The organism is Thermophagus xiamenensis, assembly GCF_900112795.1.
GTDB classification, from domain to species: domain Bacteria; phylum Bacteroidota; class Bacteroidia; order Bacteroidales; family Marinilabiliaceae; genus Thermophagus; species Thermophagus xiamenensis.
On sequence record NZ_FONA01000006.1, the window covers coordinates 14,837 to 38,178 of the forward strand.

The window sequence follows — 23,342 nt, forward strand, 5'->3', positions numbered from 1 at the left end:
TTTTACACAAACGCATTTCTGATGAATACCTCGCTGGATATTATTATCCACGGGGTATCTCACGAATGCGCTGAAGCTTCCGCTTCGGCCATTGTGTCGGAGATAAAAAAGCTTCAGATGGTGATTGACAGATACAATAGCGAAGCCGAAACCTACCGTATTAACCGCGATGCACAACATGGCACAACGGCGGTTAGTCCCCTGTTAACCAAATACATCCTTCAGGGAATGGATTATTTTAGGCAAACAGAGGGATATTTCAATATTTTTGGCGGGGAAATATACGCATCACTCAAACACAACAACAATCCTTCACCCAAGATAGTTGGTCCCCGCTTCCGACATCCGGAAGAAATCATTGAAATTAATCATAATGAGGGTAGGTTACGTTTTCTGCAGAAAGGTGTCTCACTGGATTTTGGCGGCATAGGGAAAGGCATTGCCCTTGACATGGCAGCCGAAATACTTAACCAAATGGAAATTCCACATGCCTTTATCAGCTTTGGCGGTAGTTCCATCCTCACCAGAGGCCGGCACCCGCATGGGCCTTACTGGCCTTTCTCATTTCAGGACAACACCCTCGATGCTGAAGTGTGGAAACTCAACAACGATGCCATTTCTGTGAGTGCAGCTCATAGCGGAAGAGCACAAAAGCTTCATATTTGGAACTATCAACAAAGCCAACCAATAAGGCAAAATATTATGGCTTGTGTACAAGCTGAATGTGCGGCCGACGCAGAAGTACTTTCAACTTCACTTATTGCCGCACCCCTTGACCGACATCAACACTTAACCCAACAATTTCATATCAAGCAATGGAAGGTTTTTAAACAAAAAATAAACCGGTAACGCATAAAATCATATCGAATGAGCAAACAATATCAATCAAGAAGAGAATTTTTGAAAAAACTGGCCATCACCGGCTCGGTTGCTACTTTGGCTGCTTCACCATGGATTAAAGCATTTTCTGACAACACACCTATTGGTAAGAACCCTTCTGACAAGGTTCGTTTGGCGGTTATTGGAACCGGGAGTCGTGGCAAACAACTGATGCGCTATCTTTTCCGGATAGCCAATGCAAACAACATAGAAATATGTGCGCTTTGCGATGTTTACCAACCCCACCTGGACAAGGCAATTAATATGTGCCAAAAAGAAAATATAAAGGTTAAATCTTACAATAATTACCAGGACCTAATCACAAAGGAAAAACCCGATGGAGTTATTATTGCCACCCCTTTACATCAACATGCGCACATCACCATCGACTGCTTAAAACACGGAATACACGTATTTTGCGAAAAGGCAATGGCCCGTACATTGGATGACACTAAAGCCATGTATGATGCCCATAAAGAAACCGGAAAAATTCTCCAGATTGGCCATCAACGGCTATTTAACCCTGTTTATCTCGAAGGAATGAAGCGCATTCACAACGGGGAACTGGGAACCATCGGGCAAATAAGAGCCTACTGGCATCGCAATAACAATTGGCGTCGCAAAGTGCCTGATAATACCGTAGAGATGGAACGTTTTATCAATTGGCGCTTATACAAAGAGTATTCGGCAGGATTGCTCACCGAATTGTTGTCTCACCAAATACAGGTAGCCAACTGGGCATTACAGAAAACACCTGTTTCGGTAATGGGAACCGGTAGCATCGTATTCTGGAAAGATGGCAGAGAGGTGGAAGACAATGTTGCTTTAATATATACCTATGACAACGGTGTACAGTTTATCTACGACTCAATGATTAGCAACAAAAAATATGGTTTGGAAGAACAAGTTATGGGGCACAAAGGCACCATCGAATTTGAAGTTAACCGATATTATACCGAGACACCGCCACCGGCACCCGGCATTCTGCAACTGCTTAACGATATAGAATCGGGATTTTTTGAAAAGGTTAATATCGGCGGTGCCAGCTGGATACCTGAAACAGCAGTTAAATATCAGGGTGAACCCATCATCGAAGATACCGACTTTTATGACTCAGCCCTTCAACTGGAAGGATTCGCTCAATACATCAGAAAAGGCAAAGCACCTGAGAAAATGATTATCGAAGGGTACAATGCCAGCATCTGGACTCTTTTAGCTGAAATTGCCATTGATACCGGAAAAAAAGTTGCATTGCCTGAAAAGTACAGAATATAGCTTTTTAACAGTCATTCCGGGTTATGCTCTTTAAAAAAAAGTCAATAGTCGTTAGTGATTAGTCATTAGTCAACAGTCATAGTGACTAGTGTTGATTAACTAATGACTAAGGAACTAACCACTAATGACTATTTTAAGAACCAATAGTTCAATAAAATAAGTAAATTTTATACGGATGAAACGAGCATGGCGGCTTTTGCCACAAAAGAGCATGTATAAAACTAAGGCAGAAGTGCACAGGCAGAAGGCAGAAGTTGAATTTTTCGAATAAATTATCGCGGGTTTGGAAATTTCCCCTTTAGGGGATTAAGGGGTGTGGGCTGGCCATAATAAACTTTAAACTAATCATATAAGCAAACTTTATACTCATGAAAAATATAATAATAACACCCAGGCAAATTAAAAGAGAGCTAATTATCTGGCTATTGTGCCTGATAATCGCTATCGGATTAAATGTTTATGCTATAATCATTTACTCTACCAGCTGGAGCGAACTCTATTCACAAGCAGGATATGTGGTTGTTTTGAGTTTTTTCCTGTACGTAATTTTATGGATTTTCAGGGGCCTTTTCCGGCTTATTCGATTTCCGGGAAGAAAAAAAGAAAATAGCTGAAACATCTAATAAAACATGATGCTCAAAAACTCTGTGATACCCTGTGGGTGATATGTAACAAGCTTAACACCCTGCCAATCCAGCGACAACAAACAGGGTATCACAGAGTTTAAAAACATTTACTTTGAAAGCTACCCTCGGCTTTCATCGCCAATCAACAAATCTCAATTTTCAGGATTTCAAATAAACCGGTAAATTTTCCCATGCTTCTCCGGCCAATCATTTTCCGCTTTTTACGAGGTTTTCTCCTCAGCATTACGTTCACCCTTTAAATATTCCAGGTGATTAACAATTAGTCGCAGTTCCTCCCAGGAAATCATTTCACCAAAATGCTGTTTTATTTCAGTCAAACCCTTTACTCTGTTATTCTTCAGCCAGTCGACTACCGCATTCACCTTTTCGGCTGAAACCAACTGAAAAACTGCTACCTCACCCCTACGCACATAATAGCTCAAATGGTTGTAAATGGTATTCTGAGTCAGATGGCGTTCAGCGGCTATTTCTTTAATACTTTTTCCCTCCCTGAAAAGGTTTAAAGTTACTTCTTTGGTATTGATTTTTGGCTTCTTTGAGGGAGTTGTTTCCTCAGCAGAGCTCTCATCAGGAGTTATATTCTTTTCTTTACAATAATCCTGAACAATCTGAATAATCTCAGCACCATATTTTTCCAGTTTTACTTTTCCCAGACCCGAAATAGTTTTCAGACCTTTTGTCGAGGCAGGCAATCTGTTGGCAATGTGTTTCATAGATTTAACCTGCAATACCATATAAACCGGAAGACCCTCTTCTACTGCCTTGTTGTTACGCCAGTTCTTTAACCGAGCATACAGTTCAGGATGCGTTACAGAAACATCTACTGATTTTTCTGAACTTACTGTTGGCTTTTGAGCAGATGATTCATCCAATAGCGCTTTTGCCCGGGCTTCCAAATAATTCTTAACCGTAAATACTTCCCTGCACGACTGAAAAACATACTCTTTCACCCTAAGTTCGCTACCCAGACGGTCAAGTGCACTTTTAAGCATCTTCCGCAACTCTTTGTTGTCGGTCTCTACAGAAAAATTTTCATAGGGTTTAACCAATGCCGTCTTAATTTGGTCATAAAACCAAATACAGGCTTTTTTTATGCGTTCCTGTAACTGAACATTGGTGACGATATCGGCATTCTCTCCCATCAGTTTTTTCAGTTGAATCTTAAATTTTTCAGCGACAGGGTTCAATTCCTTCTCTGTCACCTCCTTCATTTTGTTGACGGCAAAATTCATCTCCTGCCCTACCGAACCTTCATGCTCATTGGTCAACTTTCGAAGATAGCCTACATGACGGTCCAACCTGCTGAAATCAAACATTTCGTTTAACAACGTCAGGCAATATTCCTCTTTGGAACGCTCTAACGTGGTTTCATCCACCGGGTTTTCTTCCACCTGCCGAACAAAGTTCTTAACCTCCCTGTCGGTTTTCAGAGCACCCACATCCAACGGATTTGTCAATACCAACCCTTCAAGCGACTTACAACGACTTAGCGCCACATAAACCTGCCCATGAGCAAAAGCAGCATTGGCATCAACAATAGCCTTTTCAAAGGTAAGACCCTGACTTTTATGAATGGTTATGGCCCAGGCTGTCTTCAACGGATACTGAGTAAACGAACCTTCCACCTCCTCGCTAATCTCTTTTGTTCGGTCATCAATAACATATTTTACATTTTCCCATTTATCCGGTTTTACCTCAATGGGGTCCTCACTGTCGCGACATTTCACCAATATAACATCATCCTTAAAACCAACCACCTCACCTATTTTCCCATTGAAGTATTGTTTTAGCGGCGACAAATCATTTTTAACAAACATCACCTGCGCCCCCACCTTAAGCAATAGTTCGGCTTCAGTCGGATAATTGCTCTCAGGAAAATGACCTTCAACTTGCGCCACAAATTTCCTGGCTTTTCCTGCAAGACTATCTAACCGTGAATCATTTATTTTTTGAGCCTGATAATTATGAGTGGTAAGTGTAATATACCCTGGGTCAGGCTTTTTCAAAACACCTGGACGATAACAGCGATTTAACAGTTCAAGGCCGGCACCGTTCAGATTATTATCCCGAATCATATTGAGCACCTCAATAAATTTTTCATCCTGCTGCCGATATACATGCTTTAGTTCTACTGTAACGTAACCGCTTTGTTGCAAAGCCCTGCTGCCAAAGAAAAATGATGAATCATAATAATTTTTCAGTAATTCCCACTCTTCGGCTTTTACGACCGGGGCCAATTGTTGCAAATCGCCTATCATTAAAAGCTGTACCCCGCCAAAGGGACGCTCATCTCTTCGGTATCGCCGCAATACTTCATCAATTCCGTCGAGCAAGTCGGCACGCACCATGCTTATTTCATCAATCACCAAAAGGTCCAGTGTTCGAATGATATCAACCTTTTGCCGGTTGAACCGATAGGCCGACCTGTTGTCCTTGCCGGAATTTCCGGACATACCGGGAAGTATGGGCCCAAACGGAAGCTGGAAAAAAGAGTGAATGGTTACGCCACCCGCATTAATGGCAGCCACCCCGGTAGGAGCAACCACCACCATCCGTTTGGGTAAATCGGCTTTTAATCGATGCAGAAAGGTGGTTTTCCCCGTCCCCGCCTTTCCGGTCAGAAATACATTATTTTGAGTGAACTCAACAAACTCCCGGGCAAGCGATAGCTCCGGATTTGTCCGGTCAGTCATAACCATTATGGATTTTATTTTACCCGTCAAAATTATGTGTTACCATGCGATTTTTCAATTTATTACACATAAATTCCATGACAACCAAAGAATTCCCGCTTTAGCATGGTTAGTGCTAAACAAAAAAATCTGTTTATTTTTGCATCGCCAGCCTAACCATTAATCTCATTTCCAACATTTTTATTAACTTGTATATCAATCAATACTCACGACAACCATGAAAAAACTGACATCACTAATTCTTGCAGGCCTGGGATTCATGACTGGCTGCGCCGATAAATCCAATTCCTATATTCGACCGGTTTTTAGTCCCGAAAAAGTGGAAGTTAAAAATGGTATCCTCACACCGGAAATTTTATGGTCGTTTGGCCGTATAGGCAATGTAAAAGTATCGCCCGACCAAAAAAAGATTCTTTATACCGTTACGTGGCCCGATATTGAAAAAAACACTTTCCACACCAATCTTTTTATTTCGAATCTTGACGGAACGGAAAAACAACAAATTGTACCTCAATTCAAAAAGCCCAAACTATTATCCATAAGTCTAACCTGGGGAGATACAAAAAAGGTTGCGGTTGAAACGGATGACAAACCGGATTTCTCCATTTCCCATGTGGACTGGCGACCCGACGGAGAAAAAATCACCTTTATCAGTAACAAGTACGGAAGCAACCAACTTTTCGAGATGCTGCCCGACGGAACGGAAGTGAAACAAATCACCGACCTGCCCGGTGGCATTAAAGGCTATAAATATGCTCCCAACCTGAAACATCTGTTAGTATTAAAAGATGTAAAATTGGATAAAACCCCCACTGATAAATATCCGGACTTGCCCAAAGCAAATGCACGGATAGAAGAAGACTTAATGTACCGCCATTGGGACCACTGGCACGACTATAATTACAGTCACATTTTTGTGGCACCCTACAAGTCTGATAAATTAATAACCGAGGCCACCGACATCATGGAAGGTGAACCCTACGATACCCCTCTCAAACCGTTTGGCGGGATGGAACAAATATCCTGGACACCCGATGGAGAAAAAATTGCCTATACCTGCAAAAAACTAAAAGGTAAAGCATACGCACTCTCAACCAATTCCGACATATATCTTTACGACCTCAACACCCAAACCACGCAAAATTTAACCGAAGGTATGCCGGGCTATGACAAAAATCCGGTCTTTTCACCCGACGGATTGCGCATGGCATGGGAAAGCATGCCACGCGACGGATACGAATCCGACAAAAACCGGCTGATGGTTAAAGACCTGGAAACAGGAAAAGTTATTGATTTCACCGCCAATTTCGATGAAGATATCCACAGTCCTGTATGGAATATGATGGGTGATGCCCTCTTCTTCATAAGTAACCGACATGCCACTGAACATATTTTCCGAATCAATTTACCGGGTGGTGATATTCATAAAATCACATCAGGAGAACATAATTACACCTCGGTTATTCCTGCCGGTGGCCAGTTAATAGCCACCCGAATGAGTATGAGCAGTCCTGCCGAAATTTATGCCGTTAATTCCATCGACGGGTCGGCCGTCAACATTTCCAAAGTAAACCAACCCATACTTAATAAACTCACCATGGGTAAGGTGGAAAAACGATGGATTACCACCACCGACAATAAAAAAATGCTCACGTGGGTTATTTATCCACCCAACTTCGATGCCAACAAAAAATATCCGGCTCTGTTATATTGCCAGGGCGGGCCACAAAGCAGTGTAAGCCAGTTTTGGAGTTATCGCTGGAATTTCCAGATGATGGCTGCTAACGATTATATTATCGTTGCCCCCAATCGCAGGGGATTGCCCGGCTTTGGCCGGGAATGGACCGAACAAATCAGTGGCGACTATGGCGGACAAAACATGCTCGATTATTTAAGTGCCATCGACTCGGTAGCTAAAGAACCTTTTGTGGATGAACAAAAATTAGGGGCGGTAGGTGCCAGCTATGGCGGCTATTCGGTTTACTGGCTGGCCGGCAACCACAATAAACGGTTTAAAGCCTTCATTGCCCATTGCGGCGTCTTCAACCAGGATATGATGTATACCACCACCGAAGAGATGTTTTTTGTTAACTGGGATTTAAAGAAACCCTACTGGGAAATGCCCAACAAACGTTACGACTTCTCACCACATCTTTTTGTAGACAAGTGGGATACGCCCATCCTGGTCATCCATGGAGGAAAAGATTTCCGTATTCCCTACACGCAGGGAATGGCCGCCTTTAATGCAGCACAACTACGCGGCATTCCCTCACGATTCTTGTTTTTCCCTGAAGAAAGTCACTGGGTACTTTCACCGCAAAACGGTATTTTATGGCAACGCGAATTTTTCGCCTGGCTGGACCGTTGGTTGAAAAAATAGTGTATACTAACGCTCAACACGTTCGGCAACCATACGCCGCCTGCGCCCAACAACGACCATAAGCACGATAGATACCGCCTTTACCAAAAAACCAGTCATCATAAGCCAAAAACCGGGGGCCGTATTTGGAAGTACACTTTTCAAATAGCCCCCGGCACCTACCATGGCAATACCGACAAACAACATTGCCAGATAACGTCCGGCTGCCAAGGTCCCATTTAGTAAACCTATAACCAGATATATCACTTTTAACGTTATGCCGACTATCAGTACAAAATAATACCATTCAACCCCAAATAACTTTAGAATCAAAGAAATAAACACCAATCCCAAACCTGTAAACAACAAATTTTTTAGCTTCATAACTTTCTACATTATTTCGATTCACATCCTTTTTGGCAGGATAACAAGTACTGAAAGCAACAAAAGGAAGGGTCCGATTGTTCGAGACAACAAAAAATATTCAGAACGACAAAAGAACAAACAATGAGCCATGCAAATCAATTGGTTTTGACTATATTTAATATCATCAAAACACAAATACAGGTATTTTCGTATTAAATGATTTAACAAATATTCAATTTAAATGAACTTTTTCTATTCGTAACGGTAAGGTTAAAGAATATTTTCGGACAGAAAAACATAACTCAATTTCATGAAAAGCAAAACAGTATTAATCACCGGCGCATCGTCGGGAATAGGAAAAGCGACTGTTACCTATTTTGCACAAAGAGGGTGGAATGTGGCAGCAACCATGCGTGACCCTTCCCGCGCCGGAAAAATTAAAGACCTTACGGGTGTAGTTATCTACCGCCTTGATGTCACTCAGCCCAATATGGTTGAAGAAACCATTTTAAAAGCATGGGATGAGTTTAAAGGGATAGATGTGGTTATCAACAATGCCGGTTATGGTGCTTTGGGAGTTTTCGAAGGTGCCAACGACGACCAGATTATCCGTCAGATTGATACCAACTTCATTGGAACGTTGCGGGTGATTAAAGCTATATTGCCACTCATGCGCCTGCGAAAAAAAGGAACCATTATCAATCTTTCATCCGTAGCCGGCAGAATGGGGTTACCCCTCTACTCTCTCTATAACGCCAGCAAATATGCCATCGAAGGATTTACCGAAAGTCTTTATTACGAAGTCAGACCTTTTAACATCCATGTTCGACTTATTGAACCGGGACCGGTATCTACCGAATTTTACGGGAAATCCAAAGAAGATATCATACCACCCGACCATGAAAAGTATATCGCCATCTCACAAAAGGTGGCTCACTTTTATAATTTAACGTTCAAATATGCATCTCAGCCCAAAGTGGTGGCCAAAACCATATTTAAGGCAGCCACATCAAAAAAACATAAATTACGCTTCAAGCCGGGCTTCCAGGCTCGCATCTTTATATTCATCTACCGTATGTTGCCATTTTCCTGGTTTCAAAAAACCATACGCCTTATTGCTAACATTTGAGGCTATTAGACAGTCAGGCTATTAGACTGATAGGTCATTAGGCTGTTAGGCGAGGGGATTGAAGGGATTGAAGGGATTGATGAGATTGAGGGGATTGATGAGATTGAGGGGATTGATATTAAAGGATTGTTGCTATAAAATATTTCTTAAATCTAAAAATCTGATACAATATGAACAAAACAGACTAAAAACTAACGACTAATGACTAATCACTAATCACTAACCACTAATCACTACCAAAAGCATTAACAATGGAAAAAAATCAATTCTTCATGTTTTTCACCATAGTATTATCCATTCAGGTTCTGGTCAACCTTTATATAACCATCCGCGGCTATCAGGCGTTAGAGGCCTTCCCAAAAGTCAGACCATGGTTTATTGCTTTCATGGTGATTGCCACTTTCGCCTACTTTCTGGGCCGTACATTAGAAAAAAGCATGTATAATGCGTTAACCGTGTCACTGCACTGGCTTGGTGCTTTCTGGTTTGCCGTTATGCTATACGCCACCTTGCAGTTACTTCTGATTGATTTGGCACGTCTGGTCGATTTGGCCGTTCCTTTTATCCGCAAGATGGCAGGCAACAATTATCCTCTTTTCAAATTCCGAACCGGTTTGGTGGTGGCTGCCATTACCTTTGTTGTGGTATTGGCCGGACATATCAATGCATGGCATCCCAAAACCGTACATGTTCAGTTGAACATTCCCAAAGATGCCGGGCCGGCAGACAGCCTGCGCATCGTTGCCGTCAGCGATATCCATTTAGGCACTATCATCGGACCTCGTAAAACAGCCAAACTGGTTCAGACGGTTAATGCCCTGAATCCTGATATTATTCTTCTGGCCGGCGATGTGCTCGACGAAGATGTGGGACCCGTTATACGTCAAAATCTGGGCGACAGCCTCACCAAATTAAAAGCCCCTCTGGGTATTTTTGCCTGTACGGGAAACCATGAGTATATCGGTGGCGGAGAACCATCCATACAATATCTTATGCAACATGGCATCAAGGTATTACGCGACAGTGCGGTATTGATAAACGATGCCTTTTACCTCATTGGCCGCGAAGACCGAAGCGCCAAAGGCCGACTACGCAAAGAGCGAAAATCCATTGTTCAGCTTTTGAAGGATATTGACACCTCCAAACCCGTCATTTTGCTGGACCATCAGCCCTATCATCTCGACGAGGTGGCCAACACAGGTGTTGACCTGCAAATTTCGGGGCATACCCATCACGGACAATTATGGCCCTTCGGTTATATCACCAACAGAATATATGAAGTAAGCAGAGGCTACAAACAAAAAGGAACTACCCACTTCTATGTAAGCACAGGCTTTGGCACCTGGGGACCTCCCGTACGCACCGGCAACCGCCCCGAAGTGGTAGTTTTCTCGCTTAAATTTAATGCCACCCACTAAAATTCAAGGATTACACCAATGGTAGGCAATACTGTGCCGGAAGAGGTGACCAATTCTTTCAGCTCATATCGTTGTTCAGCTTCCGGGGCTTCGGGATTCTGAATCACCGGATTTCCGTTTTCATCGGTAACCTGAATCAGCTTGGGTGCCTCCCGGCTTTTCCGGTTATAAACATTCTGGATATCCAGATAAACTCCTAACGAGAATTTGGAAAACAGCCAGGTTTTATCCACACGTAAATCCAACTGATGAAAAGGGTCTAAACGCGATTCATTAAAACGGCTGTAATCAAGGTATTCCCTGCCCTGCACATCCCAGGCTGCCACCAGTTCCGACTTATCTCTGTCGTAAGGGGTATAGGGTAAACCTCCTGCCAAACGCCAGCGCATACCAAAATCCCAATGGCGAGAAAAGCTCTTATTAAAAGTAAAAGTCAACAAATGACCGGCATCCCACGATGATGGCACATAATTCCCCTCCGCATCGGTAAACTCACTACTCACCAACGTGTAAGCCAGGATATAACTATACCCTTTGGAAGATTTACGGCGCACCAAAAATTCCAGTCCATAGGTACGTCCATCGGCGGTGCTTGTTACCTCTTCGTCTCCCAGCACACCATAATCGGCACCTTTACTGGCCAGGGCCACCGAATCGGTAACCGAAAAGGGATAGTTACGATATCTTTTCCAAAAAGCTTCCACACTTATTCTCAGAGAACTGTTAGGCAGCCATTCCACACCCCCTACCAAATGGTCGGCATGGATATACTTTAAGCCATTGTCCTTATTCACCCATTGTCCCAGGTTATTTTTATAACCCATGGTGGTGTAGGGCGGCAGCTGATAATACCTTCCGGCATTAAAATTAACACTAACGTCAGTGGCTATCCGATAGGATAAAGTGAGACGAGGACTTAGCTGCTCCAACGGATTATTCATATCATCGCTGTAAGTATTGGCATCCATCCGCAAGCCGAGTCTGACATCCAGCTTGTCGTCAACAATAGTGCTGTATAAAGAGCCGAAAACACCGTAACTAAAGAAATTTAAATCGGTACGATAATTAATTTCGGCAGGCATATCATCCCTGAACACCCGGGTGTAGGTTCGATTGTAATAAGAGATATCCTCCAAAGAAATACCCGCCCTCATAGTCACCCTGCCGGGATTGCTGTACAACTCCATCCTCAAACGGTTCTGTATCTCATCGCTCACGTAATCATTCACCAATTTATCGGGATTATCTTCCTCATTATCCTGATATTTATTGATGCGATTGTTGAGCTGACTACGACTTATTGCAACCTCTAAATAATTTTGGTCCATAAAATGTTTGAAAGAAGCGCCAACGGTATAGTTCCATTGTTCGAAGGATGGCAGATATTCAAGAATATATTGGTTTTCTTCGGTAGGGTCGGGCGAAGGATTAAATTTAAACTCATCAATGGCACCTACGCCTAAAAGTATTAGCTCATTCTTTTCATCGAAGCGTGTCCTGGTGCGAAACTGAAAGTCGGTAAACGACGGAAGAAACGGCAACCCCAGCTGGTCAAACAAAAACTGCAGGTAAGAGCGGCGAACCGAAAAAAGACCGCCGGTTTTCTTACCCAAAGGGGTGTTAGACGAAAGCGACAACTCCGAAGCACCCAGCGTGGCCTTAAACGAAGGTTTATCCTTGTTGGCATCGATTTGCTTAAACTCGAAAACAGAACTCATGGCATTGCCTCTACCGGCCGGAAAAGCACTGGAATAGAAGTCCACCTCACGAATAAAATCCACATTCAAAATGCCCACCGAGCCACCCGATGCTCCTTGCGTCGAAAAGTGATTCAACACCGGTATTTCAATGCCGTCGAGAAAAAAACGGTTCTCTGAAGGACCGCCACCCCTAACTATCAAATCGTTACGAAACGATACATTGGCACCCACCCCCGGGAAGCTCTGAAGCACCTTGGCCAGGTCACGCGAAGCTCCGGCACTCTTCTCTATCTGTTCAATACCTATGCGCCGCAGCGACACCGGCGTTTCTCCCTTACGAACAAAGGCGCCAGCACTCACCTCCACCTCATCCAGCTGCGTACTCTTTTGTACCATCGAAATCTCCACATAGTTTGAACGGATGGCAGAAATATTTATCTCTTCCGTCAACAACCGCTCATAACCTATCGATGAAAGCTGTAGCCGAATGAAACCGGGCTCCAAACCTTCAAAAACAAATTCGCCCGTCTCATTGGTGGTAGTCCCTGTATTTGTCCCCTCTATAACGATATTCACAAACGGAAGTGGCTCGTTGGTATAGGCGTCTTTTACCAGACCTCGCAGAACCGATGACTGACCCATTACCATCGAAACCTGTACAATAAGCAAAAATAATATTATTAATCTTTTACAACTCATGGAATAAATATAAGGAAATTTATTTGTATATGCCTGTTAAACAACTATGACACAAAAGTGTTTGCCTCAACTGGAATATGTATAAAACTTTGAGGCAGAAAGTAAAAGAAGTGATTAGTCATTAGCCAACGAGTGGTTAGTGTTAAAGAACTAATGACTAAAGACTAACCACTAATGACTAATCACTAATAACTATCCACTAATGACTACTTTAAGTTCCATTTGAATTAATAGAAAGCCCACTTATATCTTAAATCTAAAATTCTTACATCTTATAATCTTTAGTTACGAGATGGAAATAGATATAGATGGAAATAAACAGAAATTTGTAGTTAACTTTAATGGTTCTGACCTCCAGCCACAGGTTTCCGGCTTCTGACTTCCGGCCTCTTATTTCTTAAATCGACCTGTAATTTTACAGATTCGATTTCGGCCGTCGATTTTCGACCTATAATTTTACAGATTCAATTTCGACCGCCGATTTTCGACCTATAATTTTACAGATTCGATTTCGGCCGTCGATTTTCGACCTGTAATTTTACAGATTCGATTTCGGCCGTCGATTTTCGACCTGTAATTTTACAGATTCAATTTCGGCCGTCGATTTTCGACCTGTAATTTTACAGATTCGATTTCGGCCGTCGATTTTCGACCTGTAATTTTACAGATTCAATTTCGACCGTCGATTTTCGACCTGTAATTTTACAGATTCGATTTCGGCCGTCGATTTTCGACCTAAAATTTTTTAGATTCAATTTCGGCCGTCGATTTTCGACCTATAATTTTACAGATTCGATTTCGGCCGCCGATTTTCGACCTAAAATTTTTTAGATTCGATTTCGGCCGCCGATTTTCGACCTATAATTTTACAGATTCGATTTCGGCCGTCGATTTTCGACCTGTAATTTTACAGATTCATTTTCGGCCGTCAATTTTCGACCTGTAATTTTACAGATTCGATTTCGGCCGTCGATTTTCGACCTAAAATTTTTTAGATTCAATTTCGGCCGTCAATTTTCGACCTAAAATTTTTTAGATTCAATTTCGGCCGTCGATTTTCGACCTAAAATTTTTTAGATTCAATTTCAGCCGCCGATTTCCGTTCTAAAATTTTTTAGATTCGATTTCAGCCGCCGATTTCCGACCTAAAATTTTTTAGATTCGATTTCAACCGCCGATTTCCGACCTAAAATTTTTTAGATTCGATTTTCACCACGGTTCTATCCTTTCCTTGACTAAGAAAAAAAATCCGGCACAGAAAGATGCCGGAAAAAAGGTTAAATATAAAAGTATCAGGCCAGTATGTTTATTCGAAGAGTCCTTCGTCCCGTATCAGCATCAAAATAGCCGATTGAGGGACAATGACATATTTTTGGTTGTTAAATTCTATTTCATAACCACTGTTCTGAAGGTAGATGGCCAAATCCCCTTCTTTGGGCTGAAGCGGCACATAACGCACATTTTCATTTTTCGACTTCCAGGGTTCATCATCTTCTACGATGGCCGGGATGGGATATCCCGGACCGGTTTTAATGACATATCCGGAATGAATCTTCTCCTTTTCCTGCACATTAGGGGGCAGGAATAACCCTGATTTTGTCCGCTTTTCAGGGGTTTTGGGCTTTATTAGCACACGATCACCTACGACAATAAACTTGTTTAAATCTTTTTCGTCTATTCCCGGAACCATTTTTTTGCTGCAAAGATAAACAATAGATTGTAAGATTATAAAATGTTTGATTATGGCAATCTCATCAATCATAATTTTTTAAACAGATACGGCCCTACGCCACATTCACAAGACCCTAAATTACAGCAACTTAAAAAACCACAAAAAGTATTTTATTCAAATTCAAATATTAAAAAAGAGATTTTTTTGAGAAGATTTACATAGTTTTGTTTTTAGGTTTATTAATATTGCAATAAGGGAATTTTATCCCGAAGAAATTTTAAAATCGAAAAAGAGACTTATGTCACGTCCCGAAAAAGTACTCAAATATTGTCCGCGATGTGGTTCCGGACTCTTTAAACCGCAAACAAACAAGTCATTTAAATGTAGCAGTTGTGGGTTTGAGTTTTTCATCAATAGTGCCACAGCGGTGGCTGCAGTCATCGAAAACGACCAAGGACAAATACTCCTCACCGTGCGGGGGGTAGAGCCCGACTTAGGGGCACTCGACCTGCCCGGTGGTTTTGTTGACCCCATGGAAAGTGCTGAAGAGGCCATTAAAAGGGAAATTAAAGAAGAATTGAATTTGGAAATTGCCACCACCACTTATCTTACCAGTTTCCCCAATGAATATATCTACAGTGGTTATTCCGTCTTCACCACCGACTGCGGTTTTGCCTGCAAAGTGAAGAACTTTGACAACATCAAAGTTGCTGATGATATTGCCGGATATCAATTCTTCGACCCTAAAGAGATTGATTTTAACAAAATTAGCAGCAACTCTATCCGAAAAATATTAAAATTCTATCTGGCAAAATAACTCATTCTATGCCTGTTATTTAACTTTAGCCTTCTCCCCCTTTTCCCCTTCATCGGCGCATCTTAGGTTTTACTTTAATTGTATAGCTAGTAGTTCCTAAGCCCCAAATTCGAATTCCTTAGTTCTGAATACCGATAAGCTTAGGCCATACTCCCTCCTACATTAATAACTTCTTTTACTTTTTAACGCAGAGACGCAATGACAAAACAGAATTTAGATGGTAGATTTTTAGATTTTTAGATGTAAGATGATAGATTTCAATATTTTCTTAAGGAAAATACACTATGCACTATTCTCTTTGCACTAATTACTTATAAACGCAGAGACGCAATGACGCAGAGAAAGAACAAACAGATAGATGTAAGATTTTTAGATGTAAGATAATAGATTTCAAATTTCACTAAAGGAAATATACACATTGCTTTAATCGCTTTCCGCCAACAATTATCCATTCTTCATTTTTAATTCTCAATTCCCCGGTATTCCCCCCTTCTGCCTTGCTACTTCTGCCTAATAACCTTGCACGATTTTAATCCTTGTTTTTATCAGAGGTCAGAGGTCAGAAGCCAGAGGCCAGACGATGAATGATTGGTTGATACATGTTTTGATAACACTAGTTTTTGGAAATGATTCTTAAACTTCCGGGTTTTAATGAAAGACAACTCTGAACTTTTTCATTTCGCTTCGCTAATTCATCAATGAGAGCTCTGGAAAAGTGGTATACTTTTGATGAATATTGGTGGTATACTTCTGATGAATATTAACAGCGCTAATAATTTTCCATTTTCCATTATTCATTATCAATTATCAATTGTTCATTATTCAATTTCCAAATACCCCTTCTGCCTTGCCACTTCTGCCTAACTACCTTGCACGATTTTAATCCTTGCTTTTATCAGAGGTCAGAAGCCGGAAGCCAGAGGCCAGACGATGAATGATTGGTTGATACATGTTTTGATAACACTAGTTTTTGGAAATGATTCTTAAACTTCCGGGTTTTAATGAAAGACAACTCTGAACTTTTTCATTAAACGCAGAGACGTAAAGAAAAACAGATAGTTAGATGTGAGATTATTAGATATAAGATAATGGATTTCAAATTTCACTAAAGGAAACATACACATTGCTTTAATCTCTTTCCGCCAACAATTATCCATTCTTCATTTTTCATTCTCAATTCCCCGGTATTCCCCTTCTGCCTTGCCACTTCTGCCTAATAATCTAATCCGGTCTTAATCCTTGTTTTAATGGAAGTTGCTTTCTGAGTTAAAAGAAAGGATGAGGATAGCTATTTCTTTAGGTCTTAATCCTTGTTTTAATGGAAGTTGCTTGCCAAGATTATCTGGGTTATGTAGTAACCAATGGTAGTTACCAACCTGCTTTGTCTTAATCCTTGTTTTAATGGAAGATGCTTTCTGAGTCGCAATAGCTACCCTCAAGAATGGATATTTCTGGGTCTTAATCCTTGTTTTAATGGAAGATGCTTTCTGAGGAATGGATTTTAACGAGGCTAAAGAAGCCTATAGGTCTTAATCCTTGTTTTAATGGATGTTGCTTTCTGAGTTTTTATTTTTTTTATTTTATTTTTTTTGAGAAAAATGTCTTAATCCTTGTTTTAATGGATGTTGCTTTCTGAGAGAACCAATACGGCGCAGACCTACACAATACCTTATTGTCTTAATCCTTGTTTTAATGGATGTTGCTTTCTGAGTCCTAGCTCTAACACTGAAGTATCTGATTTGGGTGCTGTCTTAATCCTTGTTTTAATGGATGTTGCTTTCTGAGCTACAAAAGCTCGATTAATAGAACGAGATTTTCTGTCTTAATCCTTGTTTTAATGGATGTTGCTTTCTGAGTGACAGATAATCAGATTATTATCCAACAGTACACAACTGTCTTAATCCTTGTTTTAATGGATGTTGCTTTCTGAGCGACGGCCACCTCTACGAATTCGAAGGAGGTGAGTAGTCTTAATCCTTGTTTTAATGGATGTTGCTTTCTGAGGGCAACTAAGCTACCCGAAGGCTTCCGTTTCAAGTAGTCTTAATCCTTGTTTTAATGGATGTTGCTTTCTGAGATCAGGTAGTCCTTAAAGGTAGAGATTTTCTTGGTCTTAATCCTTGTTTTAATGGATGTTGCTTTCTGAGCCTTCGGAACAGAGTCAAAGTAAACCGGAAAAAAGTCTTAATCCTTGTTTTAATGGATGTTGCTTTCTGAGAGCATATTTTATAAAATATTGACAAACAAATTGTTGAAATTCAAATTTTACACTATTTAATATTTTTTAGATTGAAATTAACTAAAATTTTCGAAGCGCAAAATTAATAATTTTTTCAATGCAATATTCCTGATTTTTGTCAATTTTTCCCATCATTTCAAAGAGCGTTAACAACAACGCAATTTATTAATATTTTTGAGTAGATACAAGTTTTAAGTGTAACCAACAAGGTCACTTTACAAGTAATAGATGAGAGATTATTAGATGTTAGATTGTTAGATGTTAGATGTTAGATTTCAATATTTTCTTAAGGAAAATCCACTATGCACGATTCTCTTTGCACTAATTACTTATAAACGCAGAGACGCGATGACGCAGAGAGAATTGGATGGTGGTTTTAGATGATTAGATTTAGGATTTCCGAAATTAAAGAGGTTTTTGCTACTAAAAAACATTCATTAATGACGAAATATTTTCTCAGTTAACCGGCAAAAAATCAGACTTTTCTAAAAACAACACCGACATTATCAACAATACTGTATCAACATGTTGTTTTTTTTCGTAAATTTTTGAATAAAAACACAAACAGCATATTTCAAAAAATGTGTCACCCACCTAAAAATGCCAAGCCATGAAACACATTATCTTACTAACCGATTTTTCAGCTACCGCCCGAAATGCTGCCCTCTTTGCTCTTAAAATGTTTAAAGACCAACCCATTAGTTATCAGCTTTTAAATTGTTTTGATGTGGACTTCAGCGGTAGTCCTTACATCTTACAGGTAAAAGAAGAATTGGCTGCCGAGAGTCGGCGCAGCTTAAAGGAAGAATTATCGGCCCTACATGCACAATTTCCCAACGCCAGGATAAAACCTTTGTCAGCCTTTGGCCCTATTACCGAGGTTATCCGAAAGGAAATAGAGAGCCATCACTCCGACTTGATAGTATTGGGCTGCAAGGGCGAAACGGCCCTGGAACATCTATTGCTTGGAAGCAATGCCCTGGAAGTGATAAACAATATTCACCACCCAATGTTGGTAGTTCCCATCGATGCCCGTTTTGTCCCGCCAAAAAAAATAGTTTTCGCCACCGACTTACACAAAGTGTCATTAGACAAAATGGCCGATACGCTTACCGAAGTGGTAAGCCATTATAACAGCGAACTGCTGTTTTTAATTTTGGAAGATGATACCCTGAACCATTTGGAAATCGAAGAAAAAGTGTCAGGCTATTTTCCGGGCATAAAAACAGATTTTCACTTTATGGAAAATACCGGGGATGCTTGCAAAGACATACTGGCTTTCATGGATGAAAAGGAAGCCAATCTGCTGGCCTTGATACGACATCATTATAATTTTTTCGAAAAAATGTTTAACCCCAACATTATAAAGAAAATGGTACTGCAGCCGCAACATCCGATGTTGATATTGCCGGAAAAGGTACAATCGCAAAAAACAGAATAACCGTAGTACAAAATAAATCTGGCAGCTAATTACTGCCAGCCTCGCCTGTAGGCCTGAATAATGGTCTCCACCAACTGACTTTTGGCGGGGTTCATCTGAATCCGTCCGGGTTCAGCTTCAAACCATTGAAGCGTGCGCTTAATACCTTCGCAAAACGGTATGGTGGCCTGAAATCCGGGTACAAAACGTTTTATTTTAGAGTTATCAAAAATTACGCTGTGCGCCTTGTCGCCCATAAGACTACCATACAGGTTTTCATCAAAACGACCTATAAAGTCGGAAGGAATATGAATGGCTTCGGTCTTCCGCTCCTTATTCGTCAACATTTACCAGATCATTCAAAGTTCTGATTATAATATCATTGTCGAGGCTCAGCTGCTTATCGGTTTTAAGTTCTACGACCACAGCATCACCGGGCAGAACATCGAAAAAATTATCTGAAAAACGCCCGGTTCCACCGGCAGTGTCAAGAAAAACATTTTTAACCAGTTTGTCGGAAGAGACGGTAACTCTGTATCCGTCGGCAGTTTTTCCCACCGAAACCTCAACTGAGGCATCGGGAAGCTCTAATTCTTTAGGCTCCTTAAAGTAGAGAAGGTTATCGGCAATGATTTGTCCGCCGGAGTGAAATTCCACAGCCAATACAGCATTGCTAAGCTTGTCATCATCCACTAAATTGGTTAGTAAATCTTCAAAAATAACTACTGAACTATTTTCCGGAACCCGTGCATCCACTTTTTGTGAAAAGAGTTCATCTCCATCAAAACTAATGACCTTAACCAACAATTCACCGGATATGGATTGCAGATAATCGTTAACAGCATAAACATTTACTTTACCCTCTTCCAAGACAGGGGATAAGATAAATGCTTCGTTAGCCTTTTTAACAAAGTAGTGAGCGGCCTTCCACCGGCCATAATAATCAACCGTTGACCATGAGATGGTAGGCCAGCTGTCGTTAAGTTGCCAGTAAAGCGACCCCATGCAATGCGGTTTATTGCGGCGATGCGCTTCAATGGCGGTTTTATAGGCTTTTGCCTGAAGCAACTGGCTCACATACACAAAATCCGGGAAAGTATCGGGAACATTATAATATTGCTCCATATACCATTTAATCATATCGTTACCGTCAAATCCCGGACGGATGTATGGCATTCTACCTCTCTGACGATGCCGCATGAGCTTTGAATCATAAGCCCAATCTTCCGGTTCGGAAAATTGCTTAATGGTATGCATTGAAGGAAACGATTGTAATCCATACTCACTAACAAAACGCGGAACATTATCGTTATAGGCTGAAAAAGGCTTTTGTCCAAACCAAATGGTCCAGTCATGCTCATCGCCGGAAGTGCGGTCGGCCTTTTTACCTCCGTAACCTATTGGTGAAGAGGGATGATAATAGCGCATTGAGTCCAGCTCACTGACGGCCTGAGGAAGAATTTCATCAAAAATTTTCTGGTAGGTATTCCACACAAATTCTTTAACATCGGGCTTAAACATACGGTCCCATCCCCATTCATGCCAACCGTGAAAGTTTTCGTTATTGCCACACCACATGGCCAGGGATGGATGGTTGCGAAGACGTTTTACATTGTATCTGGCCTCTTTCCGGATATTTTCCAAATGCGCCTCGTCGCCCGGCTGAAGGGCACAGGCAAACATAAAATCCTGCCATACCAATATGCCATTACGGTCGCACAAATCGTACAGGTAATCATCACCATAGATGGCGCCACCCCAAATTCTAATCATATTCATGTTTGCATCGATGGCATTCTGAATAAGATTTTCGTAGCGCTCCTTAGTGATTAACGGTGTTAAAGTTTCTGACGGAATAACATTGGCACCCTTCATGAAGACCGGCACTCCATTCAGCTCAAAATAAAAAGTATGACCAACCTCATCAGGTTTTTGAACAACTCTTAAGGTTCGGACACCATAATCGAGATGATATTCATCCACCGGTTGTTCTTCGAACTTCAGGGAAAAATCAAAGCTGTACAAATGGGGTTCTCCCAGTCCGTTAGTCCACCATAGTTTGGGATGATCCAACTCCAGTTGAAACGGAATATAGTTATCGCCCTGTTTAAGCTCTACATCACGCACGAAAGGCTCGGCAGGTGCATCGGTTTTGAGTTCTACCCTGTATTTCCCGGCATGGGTAACCCGAACATGGATATTCCCCGACACTTTTGCAGCGGATTGATGAGCCTCGTCGGTTTGAATATAAACATCCTCGATATCAGCTCTGCTCCATGCCTTTAGAACAACCGGCTTCCAGATTCCGGAAGTAACGAGTCGAGGGCCCCAGTCCCATCCATAATGAAACGGAGCCTTACGGGTAAAGATATTGGTACGTTCGCCCTCCGGGGCCTGCTCATTGATGGCCGGTAGCAAATAATCCAATCTTTTAAGTTTCTTCATACCCTCTTTTACGGGCGAATGAAAATAGATGCGAAGCGTATTTGTTCCCTCCTTCAAATACTCCTTAACATCCACTCTCCAGCCAACAAACATATTGTCGGCTGTCAGAATTTTTTCATCGTTAAGATAAACATCAGCATATGTATCCAGCCCATTGAAGAACAGCTCAATGACATCGGGGCCTGATAACAGAGATTTATCAACATTAAAAGAGGTGCGATAAATCCAATCTTCTTTTTCTACCCATTGCACATCATCTTCATTCATGCCTGTATGCGGATCTTTAATAACCCCATTGGCCATCAAATCGGAATGAACCGTCCCGGGTACGGTTGCGGGCATCCATTTATCGGTGCCGGCCTGAGAAAACTCCCAGTTGTCATTTAAATTAATAGTTACCGGCGAGCCTGTATACTGTTCCCGACATGCATTTCCAAATATCATAAAAGCAATAAATAAACTTACAAATAGAAACTTGTGCTGAAAAATGTTTTTTTCCATATACCTTTTAACTTAACCTAATTGTTTATTATAGCAGGCATATAAAAGTAAACATCATTCCCATAACGAACAAATTCCCATTCATTTATTTTTACGCCTCCCCTTATTTTTTCATTTCATTTTCAATATTTTATAAAACATCTACCATAAACGGAAATAAAGCAGCCGGGTATTATACTCAAATTGCACCTGCCGTTACAACAAAACAATATGTTGGTTAAGAACATCCATAAAGCAACAATTACAGATAGCCTAACAACGAAAGCATCGTAAAGGCATATCGTCGTCCCAGCTTTCTTACCCCTTCCGAATTGAAATGGACATGATCCTCCCTCACGGGACAATCCTCTGAATCAATAACATGAGCAGCAGGTATCACATCCGGCAATTTGTTAATTATCGGATTCATGGCAGCACATACCCCTTGCTGGTCTTCGCCCACGACCTCACCTGCCAGCAAAGGTACCGATTCGGCATCGAGCGAAAGATCATTGAGCATATCTTCATATATCTTCTTAACATATTGTGGCCATTGCTCATCACCATTATTGGTTTCGCCCTGATGCAACAGTATGCCTTTAATCACTCCGTCTTTTTGGGCCTTTTTGGCCAGACTAATTAATCGCTCATAGGGATTTCCGCCATAGGCCTTAATCTTGTCCTGAAACCACGCTTCAGGATAGGTATTTAAGTAGTCCTTATAAATATCCTTATCAAACAGCCGGATATCACACCCGCCTATAGCCACCACGATGACACCAACAGTGATGCTGTCGGGCAAATTGGCAACCATGGTACGACCAAAATAATCGGCCGGTGAAAGACCAACATAACATTGACTCAAAGGAGGAATGGCTGCATACCAGGTACCTGTTTGGCGACCATTTTTCGAACAGTCAGTGGAAGCCATAACCTGAAAACGACCGTCAACATTCAAGTCGCAGGCCTCAATCTTTGCCGAACCTTCCATATTCGACTGGCCAAAACATAAATAGATGTGAAAATTCGGGTTTTGGGAGGTGAGGTTTAAAGAAATCAAACAGAAGAGTAACAACAAAGAAAATAAAATTTTAGCTTTCATAA

At 41.3% G+C, this 23,342-nt stretch carries 15 protein-coding genes and 1 CRISPR repeat array; of the genes, 8 read left to right on the forward strand and 7 right to left on the reverse strand.

The genetic code is table 11. The annotated features are described in order from the left end of the window. The first annotated feature begins 21 nt into the window (after positions 1–21). The 3 genes from BM130_RS04670 to BM130_RS04680 all read left to right on the forward strand — a co-directional run bounded on the left by BM130_RS04670 (position 22) and on the right by BM130_RS04680 (position 2,768). Positions 22–849: an FAD:protein FMN transferase gene (locus BM130_RS04670; RefSeq protein WP_237706164.1), complete on the forward strand. Its 828-nt coding sequence runs from the start codon at positions 22–24 to the stop codon at positions 847–849. Between the two features lie 18 nt (positions 850–867). After that, positions 868–2,154, forward strand: coding sequence for a Gfo/Idh/MocA family protein (locus tag BM130_RS04675; protein WP_010528467.1), 1,287 nt, complete (start codon positions 868–870; stop codon positions 2,152–2,154). A gap of 368 nt (positions 2,155–2,522) precedes the next feature. Then, on the forward strand, positions 2,523–2,768 hold the full coding sequence (locus BM130_RS04680; protein ID WP_010528468.1) for a hypothetical protein: 246 nt from the start codon (positions 2,523–2,525) through the stop codon (positions 2,766–2,768). A gap of 233 nt (positions 2,769–3,001) precedes the next feature. Here the strand turns inward: BM130_RS04680 and BM130_RS04685 are convergent, their stop codons facing one another. Continuing rightward, a complete protein-coding gene (locus BM130_RS04685; RefSeq protein ID WP_044138817.1) occupies positions 3,002–5,494 on the reverse strand; it encodes a helix-turn-helix domain-containing protein in 2,493 nt (830 codons plus the stop codon). Positions 5,495–5,711: 217 nt separating this feature from the next. On the opposite strand from BM130_RS04685, the gene dpp5 reads away from it, so the two are divergent. Continuing rightward, complete coding sequence (gene dpp5, locus BM130_RS04690) at positions 5,712–7,874, forward strand: dipeptidyl-peptidase Dpp5 (protein ID WP_010528470.1); 2,163 nt, start codon at positions 5,712–5,714, stop codon at positions 7,872–7,874. Between the two features lie 6 nt (positions 7,875–7,880). On the opposite strand, the gene BM130_RS04695 is transcribed toward dpp5, so the two are convergent. Beyond that, positions 7,881–8,237 (reverse strand): hypothetical protein, encoded by a 357-nt coding sequence (locus tag BM130_RS04695; protein WP_010528471.1) that lies wholly within the window; start codon positions 8,235–8,237, stop codon positions 7,881–7,883. A 292-nt stretch (positions 8,238–8,529) separates the two neighbouring features. On the opposite strand from BM130_RS04695, the gene BM130_RS04700 reads away from it, so the two are divergent. Together BM130_RS04700 and BM130_RS04705 are read left to right on the forward strand one after the other, a co-directional pair. Beyond that, positions 8,530–9,348 (forward strand): SDR family oxidoreductase, encoded by an 819-nt coding sequence (locus BM130_RS04700; RefSeq protein ID WP_010528472.1) that lies wholly within the window; start codon positions 8,530–8,532, stop codon positions 9,346–9,348. A gap of 251 nt (positions 9,349–9,599) precedes the next feature. Continuing rightward, positions 9,600–10,766 (forward strand): metallophosphoesterase, encoded by a 1,167-nt coding sequence (locus BM130_RS04705; RefSeq protein ID WP_010528473.1) that lies wholly within the window; start codon positions 9,600–9,602, stop codon positions 10,764–10,766. On the opposite strand, the gene BM130_RS04710 is transcribed toward BM130_RS04705, so the two are convergent. Both BM130_RS04710 and BM130_RS04715 read right to left on the reverse strand, forming a co-directional pair. Then, positions 10,763–13,165, reverse strand: a complete 2,403-nt coding sequence (locus tag BM130_RS04710; RefSeq protein WP_010528474.1) for a TonB-dependent receptor — start codon at positions 13,163–13,165, stop codon at positions 10,763–10,765. The two genes, BM130_RS04705 and BM130_RS04710, sit on opposite strands and share 4 nt — an antisense overlap. A gap of 1,306 nt (positions 13,166–14,471) precedes the next feature. Continuing rightward, positions 14,472–14,927: a co-chaperone GroES gene (locus tag BM130_RS04715; protein WP_010527091.1), complete on the reverse strand. Its 456-nt coding sequence runs from the start codon at positions 14,925–14,927 to the stop codon at positions 14,472–14,474. Positions 14,928–15,135: 208 nt separating this feature from the next. Here BM130_RS04715 and BM130_RS04720 point away from each other — a divergent pair, with 208 nt between their 5' ends. Beyond that, positions 15,136–15,654 (forward strand): NUDIX domain-containing protein, encoded by a 519-nt coding sequence (locus tag BM130_RS04720; RefSeq protein WP_010527092.1) that lies wholly within the window; start codon positions 15,136–15,138, stop codon positions 15,652–15,654. A 1,229-nt stretch (positions 15,655–16,883) separates the two neighbouring features. After that, positions 16,884–17,872: direct repeats of the CRISPR family, unit length 37 nt; unit sequence GTCTTAATCCTTGTTTTAATGGATGTTGCTTTCTGAG. A 631-nt stretch (positions 17,873–18,503) separates the two neighbouring features. Beyond that, complete coding sequence (locus BM130_RS04725) at positions 18,504–19,334, forward strand: universal stress protein (RefSeq protein ID WP_010527105.1); 831 nt, start codon at positions 18,504–18,506, stop codon at positions 19,332–19,334. Between the two features lie 29 nt (positions 19,335–19,363). Here the strand turns inward: BM130_RS04725 and BM130_RS04730 are convergent, their stop codons facing one another. From BM130_RS04730 to BM130_RS04740, 3 genes are all read right to left on the reverse strand, one after another. After that, positions 19,364–19,660 carry an NAD(P)-dependent sugar epimerase/dehydratase gene (locus BM130_RS04730; RefSeq protein ID WP_010527106.1) on the reverse strand — a complete coding sequence of 99 codons (297 nt, stop codon included), beginning with the start codon at positions 19,658–19,660 and terminating at the stop codon, positions 19,364–19,366. Beyond that, on the reverse strand, positions 19,647–22,259 hold the full coding sequence (locus BM130_RS04735) for a beta-mannosidase (RefSeq protein ID WP_010527107.1): 2,613 nt from the start codon (positions 22,257–22,259) through the stop codon (positions 19,647–19,649). Before BM130_RS04735 ends, BM130_RS04730 begins: the two co-directional genes overlap by 14 nt. 241 nt (positions 22,260–22,500) lie before the next feature. After that, positions 22,501–23,340: a sialate O-acetylesterase gene (locus tag BM130_RS04740; RefSeq protein ID WP_010527108.1), complete on the reverse strand. Its 840-nt coding sequence runs from the start codon at positions 23,338–23,340 to the stop codon at positions 22,501–22,503. Positions 23,341–23,342: the final 2 nt, after the last annotated feature.